This is a genomic window from Microbulbifer maximicatervae (SeqCode) (assembly GCF_052467615.1).
In genome coordinates, this window is the sequence record NZ_CP174319.1 from 1,491,965 (window position 1) to 1,508,325 (window position 16,361).

A 16,361-nucleotide genomic window follows, 5' to 3' on the forward strand; every position below is an offset into this window, starting at 1 on the left:
AAAGTCTAATTAGGGGCGATATGACTACTAAATCCCCCAGTGTCTTCTTTTCTTTGCTTTTCAGCTCAGTCCTTTTCTTGGCTATTACTTACAGCAATTATTTACTGGGGAATTCCCCGATGCAGGCTACCCATTCGATCTTGGTGGAAACGGATGCACATGAGGGGCTTGTTTATATACCCTCCCAGAAACGTCTCTACTTCACCAGTGTTCCAGATTTAGAGATTGAGAATCCACAGATAGCGATCCGTTACTACGACTTTATTACTGGCGAAGTTGTAACCTGGAAGCACCGAAGCAATATGGCAAATAGCATGTGGCTTAGCAATGACGGTGAACATTTATTGGTTGCAGAGCAGGGGAAAGGAGCAACCCCGGGCGCTATCAGTCGCATAAGCCTTTCAGACGGTCAACGAGAAGTGCTTGTAGATGCCTATAAAGGCAAGCCATTTAATTCACCCAATAAAGTTGTACAGTCACCCTCTGGCTGGATCTACTTCACCGATCCAGATTATGGCTACAACCAAGGCTTCAAGCCTGAGCCAATGTTAACGCCAGCAGTCTACGCTTTTGATCCTTCAACAAAAAAGTTAATTCGCTTGTCAGCGGAGTACATGATGCCTCATGGGTTGGCAATCTCTCCAGCAGGCAACCAAATTTATATTGGTGATACTGCAGCTATCGATGGAAAGAACCCTTACAACCCCAAAAAAACAAAAGACATTTATGTAAGCGTTTTGCCATCCCCGGAAAAATTGGAAGAGAAGCAATGGGTGTTATCGGTACCAGTAGGGATTCCTGATGGTTTTATTGTTACTGGCCCCAAAAATGATCTGTGGGTGGCGGCAGGTGACGGACTGCGACACTATCGAGAGAACGGCTCCCTGGTTAATCTTTACCCTGTTCCCGGCGGTGTGTATAGCGTAGCAACTGACGGTAAAGCAATTTACTCATCAAGTAATACCGCTATATGGAAGACAATTCCCCGAGGGGAAGAGGGGGGATAGTTCCTCTTACTTTTGGAGTGTTATTACCTGTTCGATCTGTCTAGCTACGGCAAGTAGTGCCAAATCCGCTCCAGGTAACCCATCTATCTCCAAGCCCACCGGTAATCCATTGGTACCAGGCCCGATGGGGATGCTGATGCTTGGGGCACCGGTAATTGGTGCGGAGACATTGTTGTATATCAGTGTGTCCAGGGTGGGGAGTGTCTGTCCATTTAGCTCCAGTTGATATGAGGATGTTTCCAGGGGTTGCGCTTCGATAGGTGCAGTTGGAAATACGATCGCGTCCAGTTGATGCTGCTGGATGATCTTCGAATAGCTGTCGCGCACAGCAGGCAATTTCTTTAAGGCCGCTTGATAGGCTGAGTCTGGCGGTGCCTTAGGGCCGAGCACTGATTCCTGATAGACCTCTTTCACATCCTCACTTTTGATCATTGCTACCAAACCTTCTAGTTGAGTTTGTGGTTGATAATTTGCCAGGAAATGCCCCATGGCTGTCCGCATCTGATGAAACCCGACGGGAAATCCAATTTCGAGAGCGGCGCTGACTATTGGCGAAAGGTCTACTTCTACCAGGTCTACTCCAGCATCAATAAGGGTACTGATTAGAGCCCTGAAAGACTGGTTTACTCCAGGTGAGAGGTTGTCAAATAGAGGGTGGGCAAGCCCCAAGCGCAACTGATTGATTGGCTTGCATTGGGGTACGGAGCCCCTTGTCATCACTTCAAACAGATAGATGGTATCTTCGACACTAACAGCCATAGGGCCGATTGTGTCAAATGCTGGCACAGAGGGTACGACTCCTTGGCTGCTAAGGGTGCCAGTTGAAGGGCGAAAGCCAACAACACCAGTTAACGCCGCCGGTAATCTGACGGAGCCGGCGGTATCGCTGCCGAGGCCAGCGGGCACAATCCCTGCGGCTACGGCAACAGCGGTGCCCCCCGATGAACCGCCGGGGAAGCAAGCGATGTCCCACGGATTCCTTACGGCACCAAATGCAGCGTTATTGGAGGTTACGCCAAAGGCGAGCTCATGTAGATTGGTCTTCCCAACCACTATGGCCCCACATCCCTCTAGCCGCTCAACCACTGGGGCAGAGGACTTCGGCAGAAAGTTCATGCCAAGGGTCCCAGCAGTGGTATGCAAACCCTTTACATTGATGTTGTCTTTAACAACGATGGGGATACCGGCAAGGGGCCTACGGTGGCTACCGGAGGCCAATTCCCTGTCAATGCATTTTGCTTTTTGAAGGGCGCCATGCCGATCGAGGCAGATAAAAGCATTGAGTTCGGAATGAGCAACTGCATTGTCACAAGCTTCTTCAATCAGTGATACTGCGCTAATCTTTCTTGCGAGCACCATCTCCACAAGCTCATGAAGGGAAGTCGTCATAGTTTGCTTACTAGCTTCTGATTGTACTTGGGATCTTAGATCATAGAGAGGAAGAAAGTAGGACGATAAGAATGATATTGGCTAATTTGATAGCACTAGCCTTGGTCTCACCGAGGTGTATCTGATGGTGAAGAGTGAGCAGCGCGTTTCTGGCCGTTGAAAATATGAGGGTTATGGGTTTTGAAAATTGATGTATTACTGTTTGATCTCGGCGGCGTACTAATAGAGCTAAAAGGCCGTCCATTACCAACCGGTAAAGCGCCTGTGACAGATGTCATTATCTCCGGTCCGGTAAGGCAGTTTGAGAGAGGAGAAATCACCACTGAAGAGTTTGCAAACGCTTTAAAGTCTCAATTGGAAATAGAGGAATCGATAGAGGCTATTATCGATCATTTCACAAACTGGCCCGCAGGATTCTATCCAGGAGCAATTGAATTACTCAGTTCTCTAGAGAAAAACTACAAAGTGGCTGCATTGACAAATACCAATGAACTTCACTGGCCACGCATCACTCATGAATTTAACGCACATAACTATTTGGGCAGAATATTCGCTTCCCACCTAATAGGTATGGCAAAGCCCGATGAAGCATTTTTCAAGCACGCGCTTGAGCAACTGGAAGTTGAAGCCAGTAGTGTTGTCTACATGGATGATATCCCTAGAAACGTAGAGGTGGCGAATAAGGTGGGTATGAATGCGTTTCATACCAAGGGCTTTGATTCGGTGTTGGAAGTGATAGAGCGTATTAATATTCAAAAATAGGGTTTTGGCAGTAAGATTGGTTGGAGGTCTAGCAGACTACTGTGTAGAGGTAGTTTCTTAGCCTTTAAAAACTACTTAAGCCATCCAGATATGCCTGCCTTCAAGTTGCTCCCTCTTTCTAAATATTAATTTTTAGAAGCATGCTCAGAGTTCACGGCTAAGCTCATTCGAATGTTGGTTAGGCTATAATTTACGCCAGTTAGTAAGTGCCAGCTTAGTGAAATATGATCATGATGAGTGTTATTTCTGGGTTCGGCTGAAAGCTTGTGGAAAGCACTTAAAAATTATGGGGTTACGTGAGTAGGGTGAAGTTGAGATAGTAGTCATGGTGATCGTTTTTGTAGTTTGTTTAAACGTACCATTTTAGTGTAACTAGCTGATTTTCAATAGGAAACTGTGGTGGTGGCGGCAGATTGATTATGAGATAGTAGTCAATATAATAGTGGTCAGAATGATTACTATATAAATGTTATGCCCTATAAATTATGAATCGAATATTTTACGTAGTACTTATATCAATCTTACTCTCAGGGTGTCCCGCAACCTTTAATAGCATCGTCAAAAACGAGTCTGCCCACGAAATTGTAGTCGTATCACCATTCGAAACGGAATTCAGATGGGTAATTGAGTCGGGCTCTGAAGATAAGGTAAATTGGTATCAAGAGTGCGTTACTATAAAAAGCCAGAGTGGCATTCAATATTTTTCAGGCTGGCCAATTCCTGAGAACGTTGTTAGTAACGATGTCTTTAGCTCTAGCCTTGTGGCTGTTTATAAAAGTAACAAGCTGTTTTTTCAAACCAATGAGGGCCAGCTCATTGAAATTAACCAGGTCGCTGTGTGTGCAAAGGCATAACAAGATGCGCAATGTTCGCCCCGGAAAAACAACCGGGGCTGGACTCGCTCTGCTACGCGCCGCTCGCCCATTCGCAAGGCGTTAAGTGAAAATACATCATGTCAGAATTTGAAAAGTGGTATACAGATGATGTCGATAGAGATGACGGGCTTTTTGGCCCAGGAATTTGTTCATGTGGAAATGAAGGATATCATCTTGAATGCCAAGAGAAGCAGAATGAATTCCGCAAGGAGCGAGAATTCATTGTGTCATTAGTCAGTGAATTGAATTATCAACCCGTTGATTATAGGAGTAACTCTTTGCTCGATGAGGCTGAAAAAGCAATTCTAGAAGATTTAGATTTTGATCCCACCGACAATGGGTATTCCAAACAAAACGTTTTGGAAAATGAAAATGCTTTCTATTTTCCAATTGGATGGATCGGCTGCTCGGGACATCTCGTTAAAAAAGATACTATGGAGATTATTAGTTTTGGATCTTACATAGGTCCAGAAGAACATATATGGGCCTACCACCAGGGAATAAGCCTTGCTAATCTTGGTAAAGATCGTAAAAATGATCTTATAATTACCGAAATATTCAATAAAGATGAAACTATCAAAGTTCTAAAAAAGTTCTTTGATAACCGATACTTAAATAAAGAAATTGTACCTAAACTAAGTAATTTACCAATAACTCTAACAGATTTGGACTTATATTTCGGTATACGAGATTTATTAAGTGCCAAATACAAAAATTGGTTTAGCTTTTATATAGAATGAAAAAATCACTTAACAAGTTTGTGAATGTCGCCTTCGGCTGGACCTCCGCAAGCTACGCTTGCTCCGGCCCATTACAAAGGCGTTATAGGGCTTAAAGGTGTCGAAGAACATTGTCATATTAGGCGCTGTTAGCCTGCTTGTGCCGCTTGTGTATCTAGTCTCGTCGTCTTCGCTACTGCAAGGTGAGATTAGTGTGGTCGAAGAATTTCCTGCGCACGAGCAGCAGTGTAATACGAAACACGATTGCAGGCTTGTGTATACGAGCTATGACCCGTATGAGTGTAACTATTCTATCTCAAAGAAAAATTATCCACGCTACCAAGAAATATGGCAGGGCAAGCACTTTTATCCGTGTGCATTAATTGGAAACTGCGGTGCGGAAAATGACGCTATGTTGCCTTTATGTAAGTCAGAAGCAAGTTGTATAAACAACCTGTGTAGCGTGATCCCTATAACAAGTAAAGGCACCGGACGCACAGACGTGCGCTCGGTGCATTAGGCGTTAGAACTACAACACATGGAAGATCCGATAAGATTCGATGTCTATGGGAAAATAGATGTATCCCACAAAAAAGACGCTGTTGCTTACCTTGATGAGTCAGAATTTTATGAAAAACCACTTGAGGTTAGGAAAGCGGTAAACGAAGCAGTTCGCGAGAGTAGCTTTACTATATTGGCGAAATCACTTGGGTACGGTGATGCCGTTTCTTTTATAGAGTCCTGTAAATGGGCTAAAGAACTCACTTTGGCCCAGGAGATGTACTATCTGGATGGTGAAGAGAGTTTTTGTAAACAGCACAATTTACATTTTGGCGGCATATTTGGTTGTCATGTTTGTAGTGGGTTTTATCAAAAATAGAGCAGGCTCTAACAAAGCCAAGCAGCATCGCGCACTCCGTGCGCTGGACAGTTTTTCCGCTGCTTCGCCGCTCCAAAACTGCCGCTGTTGGCGGCGTTAAGAGTCATAATCGAAAGATCGAGTTATGAGTGAGTTTATTAAAATAATGAATGTATTTCACGCTAAGAAATTTGCATGGCTTCCATTTACATTTCTCCGCCCAAGGCAAGGGAGTAGATTTGGTGTTGCGCGCTTTATTGGCACTGTCATTCTGAACACCTCGTTCTTTGCTTCACTTTTGGTATTTTTGTTGTATTCCAAATTTGGTAGTAGTGCTATAGATCACGTGGGGTTTACAATTATGTGGATATACGCTCTATTTGGTAGCTACTACTTATTTGTGTGCTTTTGTTGGAATCAGGAACATGATGCCAATAACTCTTAACAATCACAGGCACGCTGCTTTGGCCCTTCGGGCCTTCGCGGGACAGCCTACGCTGCGCTTCGGCCGCCCGTGCTGTGGGCGTTAAATACCATGAGAAATCCATATGTTAATCCAATACCTATGAATCCGATCACTCCAGAAGAGTGTAAGATTGTTGAGGTTATGCGAGAGCAAACTCTAGATACTGTTATGAGTATCTGGACTAAAGAGAGTTACCCGTTCGATGAAGAGGATGAAAAATTTGAGTGCACAGCAGACTTTGTGGTGCACACGAGTGAACTCATAAATGGCCTGTGCGTCGGTACAAAAATATACATTGTGTGGTATACCTCCAAAAAAGTTAAAATAGAGCTTTATGGCAGCAGCATTTAACCATTACAAGCAGGCTGCTACGGGCCTTTGGCCCTTCGCGGGACGGCCTACGCTATACTCCGGCCGCCCCTGTTGTAGTCGTTAAGCCTCTATGAATATTGAACACTATAAAGAGTTCAGAGAATTCGAAGAAAAGGGATTGAAGAAGCAAGCTTCAAAATCAGTTCGTGCTTTTATTTCTTCATTTCAAAGCAGCAAAGAGATTGAAGAGTGGGTGTGGGAGTATTTGCCAAAGTTAGAGACAAACAGGCACTCAAGAATACGGCACGAAATATTCCATGAGCTGGTGTTTCCAATCCTTAGTGACGGCTATGCAAAAGGAGATTTAGCGAGCACACTCTGGCTAGGCAAGCTCTCACAAAATATATATCAATCAAAAACTGCTCATGAGGCACTTGATTGGGTAACTGAATTAGACCTTTACAATAAGTGCCATGAAATTGACCCAGAAAATGATGAGGCTAGGTTATTGCTGCTTCAATCGATCGTGTCATGGCTTGAATATGCTGAGCACGAATGGCCAAGCGGCATACTTTATGGCAATGACGGTGCCACAATCGAACAGTGTGACGAAATCAGCTCAGAAGTTCAGAGGGTTCTTTCCCTTGATAAAGAGTTTAAATGTAGTGAGTTCCTCAAACAATTTAACAAGAAACTTAGCCAGTACCGGGCAAGGCTTAACAAGTAAAGGCACGGGACGCCAAAACCGCCGCTTCGCTATGGTTTTGCCGCCCGTGCTTTAGGCGTTATGTGACCACATGAATTACTACATACTTTCAAAAGATTTTTACATAGGTCAATCGAGGCTGGAGCATGCTGATTTAGGTGTGGGCATGGTTCATGGACGTTTTATACAAGGTCCTGGCTATCAAAAAGTAAAAAGTGTTTTTAAGTTATTCGCCAGCGAGCAATATGATGAGTATTATCAAAAGAGAGATGATCTGGAGTTGATGCTTCAAGATGAGTCAGGTAATAAAATTCCCACTGATTTTATTCATATTGAAGATTATTCTCCAGAATTTGAAGAGATTAGTGTAGAGGTCAAGTTAGTAAACAGCCAGTCCTGGGCAGATATTGAAAACACATAACTAGGTCCAGCCCAGCTGATAGCTGGGCTGGACGGCCTACGCGCTGCTTCGGCCGCCCCTATTGGCAACGTTAAGAATCATAATCGAAGGATCGATTTATGGGTGAGTTTGTTAAAATAATGAACGTATTTCATGCTCAGAAATTTGCGTGGCTCCCATTTACATTTCTTTGCCCGAGGCAGGGGAGCAGGTTTGGTGTTTCGCGCTTTATTAGCACGGTTATTCTAAATACTTCGTTCTTTGCTGCACTTCTAGTATTTTTGTTGTATTCCAGATATGGCGATAGTGCTATGGATCACATGGGGCCTACAATTATGTGGATATACGCCCTATTTGGTAGCTACTACTTATTTGTTTGCTTTTGTTGGGATAAGGAGCATGGAGCCAATAACTCTTAACAATCACAGACACACTGCTATGGCCCTTCGGGGCTCCGCGGGACAGCCTACGCTGCGCTTCGGCCGCGTGTGCTGTGGGCGTTAAATTTACTTAAGGAAGATCGTTAATGATTTATAGAATGATAATAGCAAGTGTCGCGCTTATGGCTCAGTTTAGCTTTGCCGACGTTAGTATGTGGGCACACAATAACTATGATTCTTATGAATATTCTGCTCTAGTGAAAAACATCGAGTTTGATGAATACGATAATGGTAGATTTCCAGAGGTAGGTTTAAAGCAATACCTCGTAAGAGCTAAAGTCATCGAATCATACAATGGTGAATTACCCAGTGAGATCCAATATGTTTACAATGGTATGCTTGGTAATAAGCCAAAACTAAATAAAAATCCTTTCATATTTTCGTTTTGTAAATCCGGAAATGGCATTTATTTCATGCCTCAGTTATATACCATGTTAGCTAACTCAGAAGAGAATATTGCTGCATTTCGTGGGTTTGAAGATACAGAAAGTAAAGCCCGTAAATGCGACATAAATAGCAGCTCATGGTTGCCGTAAATTTAAGTAGGCCATGCAGCCGACCTTCGGAACCTGTCACTTCTTGTTCAAAAAGTCGCACAAAAAGCGCCAGCTACCTCCGACGGGTGATGGCGGCGTTAAGCTCCACGAGGAATCATGCCTAGATCAATTTGGAAGTTACATTTAGATTCTTCGTCAGAAGATTCAGCTAGAAAAATAGTGAATCGATGTATAAAGGCATTCGGTCGTCCACCAGCTGAATCTACAATAAAAAAGCATTCTAAAGGTGGTTACATGGCTACCTTAGAATTGCTTCACAATGATAAATGTTCTTGGTCAGACGTTGTGGTTGAGGTTATCGAGTTTGGCCAAAGATTAGGTAGTGGTTGGAGCATACTAGGCAACATAAGTAGCGAGTCAAATGCTGTTCTTAGCAAAAGTGTGGGTAATCACATTGGTATTTCAGGATTACAGTGGGTAGAGTGGTTGGTTTTAAATGAGCATCAAGCTTAACAAGTTGCTTAAGTTCACTCCGGGCCTTCGGCCCTCCGCGGGGCAGCCTACACTGCGTTTCGTCTGCCCCTTAGCAAGGCGCTAAGTTTTATACACAAGTTTTTCCGGTTTTATTATGTAAATCAATAAGTTACAGTTTGACCTGGCATGAATTACAGATTTGATTGGATAATTATGCAGGACTGGGTCATGGAGGAAGTAAAAAATCAGGTTATGGGTGATACACGCTTGAATAAGCGCTTGTCCAATATTCTTAGTAGTTTAAGTTCAGATCCAAAGAATAGCATTCCCTGTGCAAACAAAACTTGGGCAGAAACGTTTGCAGCTTATCGCTTTATCGAAAATGATAAAGTCAATTTTGATTCTATTATGAGCGGCCATAAATCTGCAACTCTTGAGAGAATCAAAGCGCAGCCTGTTGTTCTTATCCCACAAGATACTACCTTTCTAAATTTTGCCACTGACCTAGAAAGTAAAGAGATGGGAACACTTAGGCGTAAAGAGACCAACCAACAACTCTTGCACACCTCCATCGCGATAACACCATCCAGGGTTAATTTGGGTGTTGTTGAAGGTAGTATGTGGCAGAGAGATAAGGGGTCCAGTTCTAATTCCCGCTATACCAAGTCGATAAAGGATAAGGAGAGTCGACGCTGGCTAGACCATTACGAAACGGCTTGTCAGATACAAGAGCACTGCCCTGAAAGCACAATTGTGAGTATTGCTGATAGAGAGGGTGATATTCATGAGTGGTTTCAGCTGGCTGAAGAGCAAAGTGAACAGCGGCGGGCGAGCTATATCGTTCGAGCTAAGGCCAATCGCACTTTAGAGCTCGATGGAGAAGAAACGGTTTTGCTTTGGGATCATATGAACGAGCAGAAATCTATTGGTCTATACACGGTAGACATTCCCAAACGGAATGGGGAACCTGGAAGAAAAGCCAAAGTCAGCGTATCCACTACTGAGATACGGCTATTTGGAAAAGGAAAATCTAAACGACCACTTTCTCTCTATGCTGTATTGGCTAAAGAAATAAACCCACCAGAGGGTGAAAAAGGCATTGAGTGGATGCTGTTAACTGATCTTCCAGTTGAAGACTATAAGCAGGCGAGAGTTATCATTGAGTGGTATCGAAGCCGGTGGGAAATTGAAACCTATTTTCGGGTGGTAAAAGGCGGATGCCAGATAGAAAGTAATCGTTTTAGAACAGAGCAGCGAATGTTGAACTGTATTGCGATCTATATGATTATTGGATGGCGACTACATTCGATAACTACACAAGCAAGAAGTCTTCCTGATGAACCATGTACGAGTGCTTACTCTGAAAAAGAATGGCGCATGGTATGGATGATGCGAGATAAAAGCTCCCCGCCAAATATACCTCCGAGCATAAGAGATATAACGCGTATGCTGGCAGGTCTAGGAGGATTTCTAGGACGTAAAGGGGATGGCGAGCCAGGGGTTAAAACTGTTTGGCAAGGATATGCTAAGTTACTCCATTATATTGAAGCAGCAGAGGTGTTAAATGGATTTAAGTAATGTGTATAAAACACAGGCACGGCGTTAAGTGCCAAAGAGAGCGATCGCCAAGATGACTATACCCAAAAGAGTGCTGATAGGAATGTTTCTGCTTTTGCCCTTCGTGCCGGCATTGGTAACATTGCCCATGCATTATATTTTCGGTGTAAAGTCAGGTGTTACTAGCCTTATAGTTTGTGTGCTGGGGGTTGTGTTAGGCTCCTATTGCTATCAGCTTTACCGTCGTAACTGGGAGTTTACAGTGGTCTATTTTTGCGTAGCAGGGTTTGTAGCCTGGTATTCAATTATTTGGGGGGCTTGCTATATCTTTGATGATTGTATTTAAGTTAACATTTAGCAAGTACAAGCAGGCTGCTACGTGCCTTTGGTCCTTCGCGGGACGGCCTACACTACGCTCCAGCCGCCTCTGTTGTAGCCGTTAGCCATACAAGGAAGCTATGAAATATTTTCACATATTAATTGGAATATTCGCGCTACTATCCCAAAGTGCTTTTGGCTGTTCGCCAATACAAAATCAGCTTTTCAAGCCGAATGAAGATGAGTATAAGTGGCATACCGACCAAGCTACTGGGTATGTAGTGAGGCCTCCAAAGCTTGAGGTTACAAGCATAAAAGTAGCCCGAGGCTTGGGAAGCGACGGTGTAAGCTGTATTGATGCCGGCTCGGTCACCATCACCGTAGTTATACCAGAGACATCACCTTTCAAATTTTCAGAGCTAGGCATTTACTTTAAAGTTGTGCAGGTAATCGATGGGGAAAATGTATTAATTGGTCATCAGTATCCTTTTAAGCCTCTGGAAGAGACTGGGAAGGAAGGCGTCTTTAAAATGTCATGGGTTGATGGCGCTCCTAAAAACCAGAAGATTATTAACATGCGAGTAGAGGTATTTTCCCTAACCCATCACTTAGAAATAGGTCCTTCTACTGAGTTTTTAATTGAGTCCAAACCAAATGGCTAACAAATCCAGCCGGAAGGACCAAAAAATCGCCGCTTCGCTTTGGTTTTTCGGCCTCTGCTGGCGGTGATAGATTCACTTGGAGAGATTATGCGCATAGTCATAGCAACAATATTCAGTCTCTTTTTTATTGCCAGCACGGCACGCGCTGACTCACTAAAGCGCGCAGACAAAGAAGACATTGAAATGCTACTGAGTGCAGCATCTGGTAATAATTCTGCCTATTGGGCTTCCTATATTGGCAACTCTAGAGGCCGTGTTTACATACAATATGAGTCAGCAGTTCATTCTAGTAGCTTATTTACCGATAAAATGAGTCATGTTATATATTGGATTCCCGAATCGGAGTTATCAGCAAAGGAGCTAGCTAAGTTTGTTGAATATAAAAATAAATATGAGCCAGCAAAGTAAATCTAACCTGCAGCAGCACGTTGAGCACAGCTTCGTTGTGCCAAACTGCTTCGCAATTTTTTAGCCCGTGTGCTGGGCGTTACATGCCATAAATTATGAGTGTCTATGAAGAAGAATTAGAAGGCAGAGAGTTCGACTGGTTCGCTATAGATAGTGAAGGATGTATCGGTTTATTCTCTACCGCTGGCGAAGGAACAATTCCAAGCCCAGTAATGAATGCTTACTCTGAGCATGATAATATTTCAGAACAGCTCGAATCGCCCAATTGGGGGAGCCCTGAAGTTTGGTCAGATTATGTTGCACTGGGGTTATATGTCTACGATTGGAGCATACCAGTTGGGCCGTATAAACAAGTACGTGTACCGTCTAAAGCCATGAACGACCAACTCAAAAAAAAGTTATTAAGCATGGGTAGTCTTTATACTTTTCCTATTAAGTTTTCTGAGCTAAAGGAGATATCCTGCGAGCTGCTCAGTATGTAACAACTGGGTGATGTTCGTTCCAGCGACTGCGTGGCTTCCTCTGGGCGGGTCACGCTACGCGCGGCCCGCCGCACACCAAGGACGTTATACGTGAGTAATACACAAACATATGAAAAATATAATTAATACAATTAATAATGCCTTTGACATTGAGTTACCATCTTTCTATACCGATGCTCTTATAAATTATCCATTTCTACCATCTGATGATCCGGATCGTATTGAGGGGCAGCTTGTAAAAGACCTAGACTGGCTTGTAAAAACTAATCGGAAGCTTCGTGAAGATGGTTTCTGTTATCAAGATTATTGGCCAAATTATTTTTTCGCAATAGGCTTCGACGGCTTCGGAAATTATTATTTTATCAATTTGCGTCAACAAGATACTTCTATATATATTGCAGACCATGAAGAAGATTTTAATCACAAAGAAATTTCAAATATGGAGCTAGCTTCAAACATTGAAGAATATATCAATGACTGTCTTGAAGAGTAGAAAATTTTGCCCGAAAGCATATAACAAAGCCATTAAATACGTTCCGGCCAAAAACGACCTCTACCGGAATGCCTGCACGTTGCTTCGGCATCCTTTTATGGTGGCATTATGCATCATTATGAACTACCGAAAACGTGAAATGGAAAAGCTGAATTTAAACACTCGATGGCTGGATTCTGAGCATTCGTAGAATACTTACGACTTTGCTACTAAATACAGCGCTACTGATTACTGTGGTCTAAATGGTGGGGCAGTGTCATCAATTTCTAGGCTTGAGATTGAAAGTGAGTCTGTTGCAAAAAACTGGTTAAAGGAAAAGTTGAGCGATGAAGGAGCTGTGCAAGTAGTATTTAGCGAGAGTGAAGACCTTGTTTTGTAAAGCCGGATCTTTTTAGAGTTGCGGCAGGATATATTTTTGCCTGCTAGAGATGACACTATGGTGTTACATAATAATTCAAATACGGTTGTGTTTTACTGCCACGAGAATGAGCTTGAAGTGGGGCAGAGAAAAGTATAACAATAAGGTCAACGTCGCCTACGGCGAAGCCTCCCAACTTAAGGTAGGGTCTACTTTAGGGGGGAGAAACCTTCCCCCATTGGGTAGACGCCTACCTTTTGAATGGGGTAGGAAAAAATGCCGAAAATACTGAGTGAAGAGCGAGTCGTTGAATATTCAACAGAATTCAAAGTTAGAGTGGTAGCTCTCACTAATCAACTGAAAGTAGATACGACTACTATCGCCAACATTATTGGTTTGCATCCAGTAATGGTATATAGATGGCGACAGGAAAGTAGAGAAGGCAAGCTGGTCGAGAAGCCCAGTCGTAGAATAAGTATGACAAAAACAACGAAAAATCGGTCTCAAGCCGATGATAAAGAGATAAGACGTCTAAAAAAGCAGGTCGAGAAATTGCAAAAGGAGAATGATTTCCTAAAAAAGTGGGAAATGTGCCTGAAAGATCCAAAGCCGAAAGATTCTCGTTCATAGCTCTTAATCGATCAGACTTTGGTGCCAGGTACTTATGCAGATACTTGAATGTTTCACCCCAAGGGTTTTATAAGTGGCTCAATCGCGATGAAAGCACTCGTGACATAGAGAATAGGCGAATTCTAGGGTGTATCGAAGCTATCTATACGCAGCATGATGGTAATTATGGAAGTCCAAGGATTAGCGTAGAGCTGAAAGCTAACGGTGAACGAATAAATCACAAACGCGTTGAACGCCTTATGAGAGAGGCTGGAATCGTGGGGAAAGCTGGAAGGATCTATCGTCGACGCCCTTTGCCTAGAAATCCTTGTATTAAGGTTGAAAACCTACAAAGAGAGCATGGTATGCCGAGTAAACCAGACTCTCAATGGGCTGGTGATATAACCTATCTGAAGATCAATGGACAATGGCAATATTTAGCTGTGATTATTGATCTTTACTCCCGGAAAGTGTTGGGTTGGGAGTTGTCGGATACTCGAACTGTTGAGCTGACACTGTCAGCGCTAAATAAAGCTGTTCGTCGCAGAAATATAGAATCAGATCTAATATTTCACAGTGACGGAGGTTCTGAGTACAGTGCTTATGCATACCAAAGTCGACTCAAAGAACTGGGTATGGAGCCGAGTATGAATCGTCCAGGGTTTATGAATGACAATGTGTATGTAGAATCATTTTTTCAAACACTGAAAACTGAGAGTTTTAAAGGATTTAATTTTGAGTCCGTTGAGGAGCTAAGAACCAACTTAGCTTGGTATCTTGATGGGTACTATAACTTTAAAAGAAGACATGGTTCACTTGGGTTCAAAAGCCCAGATGAATATGAAAGAATGGCCGCATAAGATGAATATAAGGTGGCGTCTACTTTAAGGGGGGGAGGCTTCTATTGGTTTAGGAGCCTTGCTCACACTCGATCCATTAGAAAGTAAAGAGAATGTTATTGAGTCACTTTCAGTATTGAGAAGAGTTCATGGTGTTTCAAAGCATTATCTTCCCATTGTTGTGGGTGGGGGCGGTGACTATCTTTGCTTCGATTACTCAGAGAGTGAAAACACCCAAAGGTTGTATTCTGGTTTCATGAGCTTGAAATTGATGCAGCAATATTCCCGGTGGCCAATTCGTTCACAGAGCTCCTATTTATGTTGAAACCACATGATGACTAAAGGCATAACAATGGAAGAAAAATCGCCCAGCGCACTGGACACACTAATGCGCGCCTTTGCTTGCGGTGTTAGTGTTTAATGGTCATGAAAAGAATAGTTGAGGAAAATACAGAAGACTTTCTTGATAGCATTTTCCGGTTAGAGGGGGGTAATGTTGAGAGGGTCGATATTCGTTTAGATGAAGACTACATCTTCATAGAAGCGTATCCTGAGGGAGTTTCCGTAAGATGTTCAATGAGGTTGGTTGGTGTTCAGGAGTATAGAATTATCAATCCTACTGGTGTAGAGTTTCTTGGGATATCTGGTTATCCGAATAGTCTTGAAGTGGTCTGGCAAGACTCAAGTGTTTTGGTAGCTATTGGTGCAAATGAGTCTAGTCAAGATTTCGACTCCTTGAAAAATTGCAACTTTTACGTCCATGCCAATGAGTTATATGCAGATGTTCAACCTCAACACTAGCAAACGCAAGCACGCGCCCCGTTTTCCGCTACGCTCCAAACTGCCTGGTGTTACGGGCGTTAGAGTTAATAATTGGGTAAGATAATGAGAGATCCTCAACGGATACATGAAGTATTAGAACTCTTAGATGAAATCTGGATGAGAGATCCAGATATGAGATTTAATCAATTAATTTATAATCTACAGCGAGACTTTTCCCGCATAAATGGTGGCGTTGGTGAAATAAGAGAGATAGAAAAAGATGGTTTCGCTAGGGTGGGCTTTGACCTATTCAATCTAGAAGACGATCAATTCATTAGCTATTTAAAGAATGTCGCAGTAGATGGTTTTTAAGGGATTCAAGCCTAACCAGTTCAGCTATGTACGCCGTGTGGACTGGACACGTCGCTTTGCTCCTCGCCCATACTGCAGACGTTGTAATTCTCAAATCTTATGAATGATCATCAAACATACGCATATTTTTATGCTAGAGATTTTAAGTGTTCTCTCGAGTCAATTTCCAAAATATTGGATATCGAACCAACGCATTTTTGGTGCGAGGGAGAGCTGTGGGGTCCAAATAATGTACGAAAACGCAAAGATAACTTTTGGTCCTATCGTACTTTAGAATCTTCCGATGATTACTATACAAATGTACATTTCAAAGAGTTGTTGGAGCTACTAGAGTCACGAAAAGAAAGGCTTATACAGTTGCCAGGTGAGGCTCGTATTGGTATCACATATGTGTCTACGTATTACTATCCAAACATGGCAGTGATACTTGAAAAAGAACTTTTGCAAAGAGTCGTTACTTTGGGTTTGGCATTGAATTTCGATATTTACTCTTTAGTCAGTTCCGATGAATAGAAGTTAAAACAAGTGACTATGGTTGCTCTTTGATCTTGCCCCGTTTTAACGGACACCAAAGTTAAACAGGCGAGGTGTCTTA

The 16,361-nt window shown here is 42.9% G+C and carries 20 protein-coding genes; 19 read left to right on the top strand and 1 reads right to left on the bottom strand.

The features are described from left to right. Positions 1-119 precede the first annotated feature (119 nt). Positions 120-1,007, top strand: a complete 888-nt coding sequence (locus ACJJIM_RS06785; protein WP_444912769.1) for an SMP-30/gluconolactonase/LRE family protein — start codon at positions 120-122, stop codon at positions 1,005-1,007. A 6-nt stretch (positions 1,008-1,013) separates the two neighbouring features. Here ACJJIM_RS06785 and ACJJIM_RS06790 read toward each other — a convergent pair whose 3' ends face one another. Then, positions 1,014-2,396, bottom strand: a complete 1,383-nt coding sequence (locus tag ACJJIM_RS06790; protein ID WP_444912770.1) for an amidase family protein — start codon at positions 2,394-2,396, stop codon at positions 1,014-1,016. A 180-nt stretch (positions 2,397-2,576) separates the two neighbouring features. Between ACJJIM_RS06790 and ACJJIM_RS06795 the strand changes: the two genes are divergently transcribed. The 18 genes from ACJJIM_RS06795 (at position 2,577) to ACJJIM_RS06880 (ending at position 16,279) form a co-directional block, all read left to right on the top strand. Continuing rightward, on the top strand, positions 2,577-3,158 hold the full coding sequence (locus tag ACJJIM_RS06795) for an HAD family hydrolase (protein WP_413665348.1): 582 nt from the start codon (positions 2,577-2,579) through the stop codon (positions 3,156-3,158). A 952-nt stretch (positions 3,159-4,110) separates the two neighbouring features. Next, positions 4,111-4,773: a hypothetical protein gene (locus tag ACJJIM_RS06800; RefSeq protein WP_413665349.1), complete on the top strand. Its 663-nt coding sequence runs from the start codon at positions 4,111-4,113 to the stop codon at positions 4,771-4,773. A 517-nt stretch (positions 4,774-5,290) separates the two neighbouring features. Continuing rightward, a complete protein-coding gene (locus tag ACJJIM_RS06805; RefSeq protein WP_413665350.1) occupies positions 5,291-5,632 on the top strand; it encodes a hypothetical protein in 342 nt (113 codons plus the stop codon). A 514-nt stretch (positions 5,633-6,146) separates the two neighbouring features. Next, positions 6,147-6,428, top strand: coding sequence for a hypothetical protein (locus ACJJIM_RS06810; RefSeq protein WP_413665351.1), 282 nt, complete (start codon positions 6,147-6,149; stop codon positions 6,426-6,428). A 91-nt stretch (positions 6,429-6,519) separates the two neighbouring features. Further along, entirely contained in the window at positions 6,520-7,116 is a 597-nt protein-coding gene (locus ACJJIM_RS06815) for a hypothetical protein (RefSeq protein ID WP_413665352.1), read from the top strand. A 70-nt stretch (positions 7,117-7,186) separates the two neighbouring features. Further along, entirely contained in the window at positions 7,187-7,516 is a 330-nt protein-coding gene (locus ACJJIM_RS06820) for a hypothetical protein (RefSeq protein WP_413665353.1), read from the top strand. Positions 7,517-8,021: 505 nt separating this feature from the next. Beyond that, a complete protein-coding gene (locus tag ACJJIM_RS06825; protein WP_413665354.1) occupies positions 8,022-8,471 on the top strand; it encodes a hypothetical protein in 450 nt (149 codons plus the stop codon). A 117-nt stretch (positions 8,472-8,588) separates the two neighbouring features. After that, entirely contained in the window at positions 8,589-8,945 is a 357-nt protein-coding gene (locus ACJJIM_RS06830) for a hypothetical protein (RefSeq protein WP_413665355.1), read from the top strand. Positions 8,946-9,134: 189 nt separating this feature from the next. After that, positions 9,135-10,484: an IS4 family transposase gene (locus tag ACJJIM_RS06835; protein WP_444912479.1), complete on the top strand. Its 1,350-nt coding sequence runs from the start codon at positions 9,135-9,137 to the stop codon at positions 10,482-10,484. Between the two features lie 437 nt (positions 10,485-10,921). Continuing rightward, positions 10,922-11,443: a hypothetical protein gene (locus ACJJIM_RS06840; RefSeq protein WP_413665362.1), complete on the top strand. Its 522-nt coding sequence runs from the start codon at positions 10,922-10,924 to the stop codon at positions 11,441-11,443. A gap of 87 nt (positions 11,444-11,530) precedes the next feature. Continuing rightward, entirely contained in the window at positions 11,531-11,851 is a 321-nt protein-coding gene (locus ACJJIM_RS06845) for a hypothetical protein (protein WP_444912771.1), read from the top strand. Positions 11,852-11,946: 95 nt separating this feature from the next. Beyond that, a complete protein-coding gene (locus ACJJIM_RS06850) occupies positions 11,947-12,333 on the top strand; it encodes a hypothetical protein (RefSeq protein ID WP_413665364.1) in 387 nt (128 codons plus the stop codon). A 109-nt stretch (positions 12,334-12,442) separates the two neighbouring features. Then, on the top strand, positions 12,443-12,826 hold the full coding sequence (locus ACJJIM_RS06855) for an SMI1/KNR4 family protein (protein WP_413665365.1): 384 nt from the start codon (positions 12,443-12,445) through the stop codon (positions 12,824-12,826). Between the two features lie 634 nt (positions 12,827-13,460). Continuing rightward, positions 13,461-13,814 (top strand): transposase, encoded by a 354-nt coding sequence (locus ACJJIM_RS06860; RefSeq protein ID WP_444912772.1) that lies wholly within the window; start codon positions 13,461-13,463, stop codon positions 13,812-13,814. After that, complete coding sequence (locus ACJJIM_RS06865) at positions 13,775-14,653, top strand: IS3 family transposase (RefSeq protein WP_444912773.1); 879 nt, start codon at positions 13,775-13,777, stop codon at positions 14,651-14,653. Before ACJJIM_RS06860 ends, ACJJIM_RS06865 begins: the two co-directional genes overlap by 40 nt. A 405-nt stretch (positions 14,654-15,058) precedes the next feature. After that, on the top strand, positions 15,059-15,433 hold the full coding sequence (locus ACJJIM_RS06870) for a hypothetical protein (protein ID WP_444912774.1): 375 nt from the start codon (positions 15,059-15,061) through the stop codon (positions 15,431-15,433). Positions 15,434-15,517: 84 nt separating this feature from the next. Then, the gene (locus ACJJIM_RS06875) at positions 15,518-15,766 is read left to right on the top strand and encodes a hypothetical protein (RefSeq protein ID WP_413665382.1); all 249 of its coding nucleotides are present in this window, start codon (positions 15,518-15,520) and stop codon (positions 15,764-15,766) included. Positions 15,767-15,865: 99 nt separating this feature from the next. Further along, on the top strand, positions 15,866-16,279 hold the full coding sequence (locus tag ACJJIM_RS06880) for a DUF4279 domain-containing protein (protein WP_413665383.1): 414 nt from the start codon (positions 15,866-15,868) through the stop codon (positions 16,277-16,279). The last annotated feature ends 82 nt before the right edge of the window (positions 16,280-16,361 follow it).

Coding starts and splice junctions, on each gene's coding strand:
- ACJJIM_RS06870 (WP_444912774.1), top strand. CDS start 15,059: ATGAAAAGAATAGTTGAGGAAAATACAGAAGACTTTCTTGATAGCATT.
- ACJJIM_RS06810 (WP_413665351.1), top strand. CDS start 6,147: ATGAGAAATCCATATGTTAATCCAATACCTATGAATCCGATCACTCCA.
- ACJJIM_RS06875 (WP_413665382.1), top strand. CDS start 15,518: ATGAGAGATCCTCAACGGATACATGAAGTATTAGAACTCTTAGATGAA.
- ACJJIM_RS06800 (WP_413665349.1), top strand. CDS start 4,111: ATGTCAGAATTTGAAAAGTGGTATACAGATGATGTCGATAGAGATGAC.
- ACJJIM_RS06845 (WP_444912771.1), top strand. CDS start 11,531: ATGCGCATAGTCATAGCAACAATATTCAGTCTCTTTTTTATTGCCAGC.
- ACJJIM_RS06835 (WP_444912479.1), top strand. CDS start 9,135: ATGGAGGAAGTAAAAAATCAGGTTATGGGTGATACACGCTTGAATAAG.
- ACJJIM_RS06830 (WP_413665355.1), top strand. CDS start 8,589: ATGCCTAGATCAATTTGGAAGTTACATTTAGATTCTTCGTCAGAAGAT.
- ACJJIM_RS06880 (WP_413665383.1), top strand. CDS start 15,866: ATGAATGATCATCAAACATACGCATATTTTTATGCTAGAGATTTTAAG.
- ACJJIM_RS06860 (WP_444912772.1), top strand. CDS start 13,461: ATGCCGAAAATACTGAGTGAAGAGCGAGTCGTTGAATATTCAACAGAA.
- ACJJIM_RS06840 (WP_413665362.1), top strand. CDS start 10,922: ATGAAATATTTTCACATATTAATTGGAATATTCGCGCTACTATCCCAA.
- ACJJIM_RS06825 (WP_413665354.1), top strand. CDS start 8,022: ATGATTTATAGAATGATAATAGCAAGTGTCGCGCTTATGGCTCAGTTT.
- ACJJIM_RS06855 (WP_413665365.1), top strand. CDS start 12,443: ATGAAAAATATAATTAATACAATTAATAATGCCTTTGACATTGAGTTA.
- ACJJIM_RS06850 (WP_413665364.1), top strand. CDS start 11,947: ATGAGTGTCTATGAAGAAGAATTAGAAGGCAGAGAGTTCGACTGGTTC.
- ACJJIM_RS06805 (WP_413665350.1), top strand. CDS start 5,291: ATGGAAGATCCGATAAGATTCGATGTCTATGGGAAAATAGATGTATCC.
- ACJJIM_RS06820 (WP_413665353.1), top strand. CDS start 7,187: ATGAATTACTACATACTTTCAAAAGATTTTTACATAGGTCAATCGAGG.
- ACJJIM_RS06815 (WP_413665352.1), top strand. CDS start 6,520: ATGAATATTGAACACTATAAAGAGTTCAGAGAATTCGAAGAAAAGGGA.
- ACJJIM_RS06790 (WP_444912770.1), bottom strand. CDS start 2,396: ATGACGACTTCCCTTCATGAGCTTGTGGAGATGGTGCTCGCAAGAAAG.
- ACJJIM_RS06785 (WP_444912769.1), top strand. CDS start 120: ATGCAGGCTACCCATTCGATCTTGGTGGAAACGGATGCACATGAGGGG.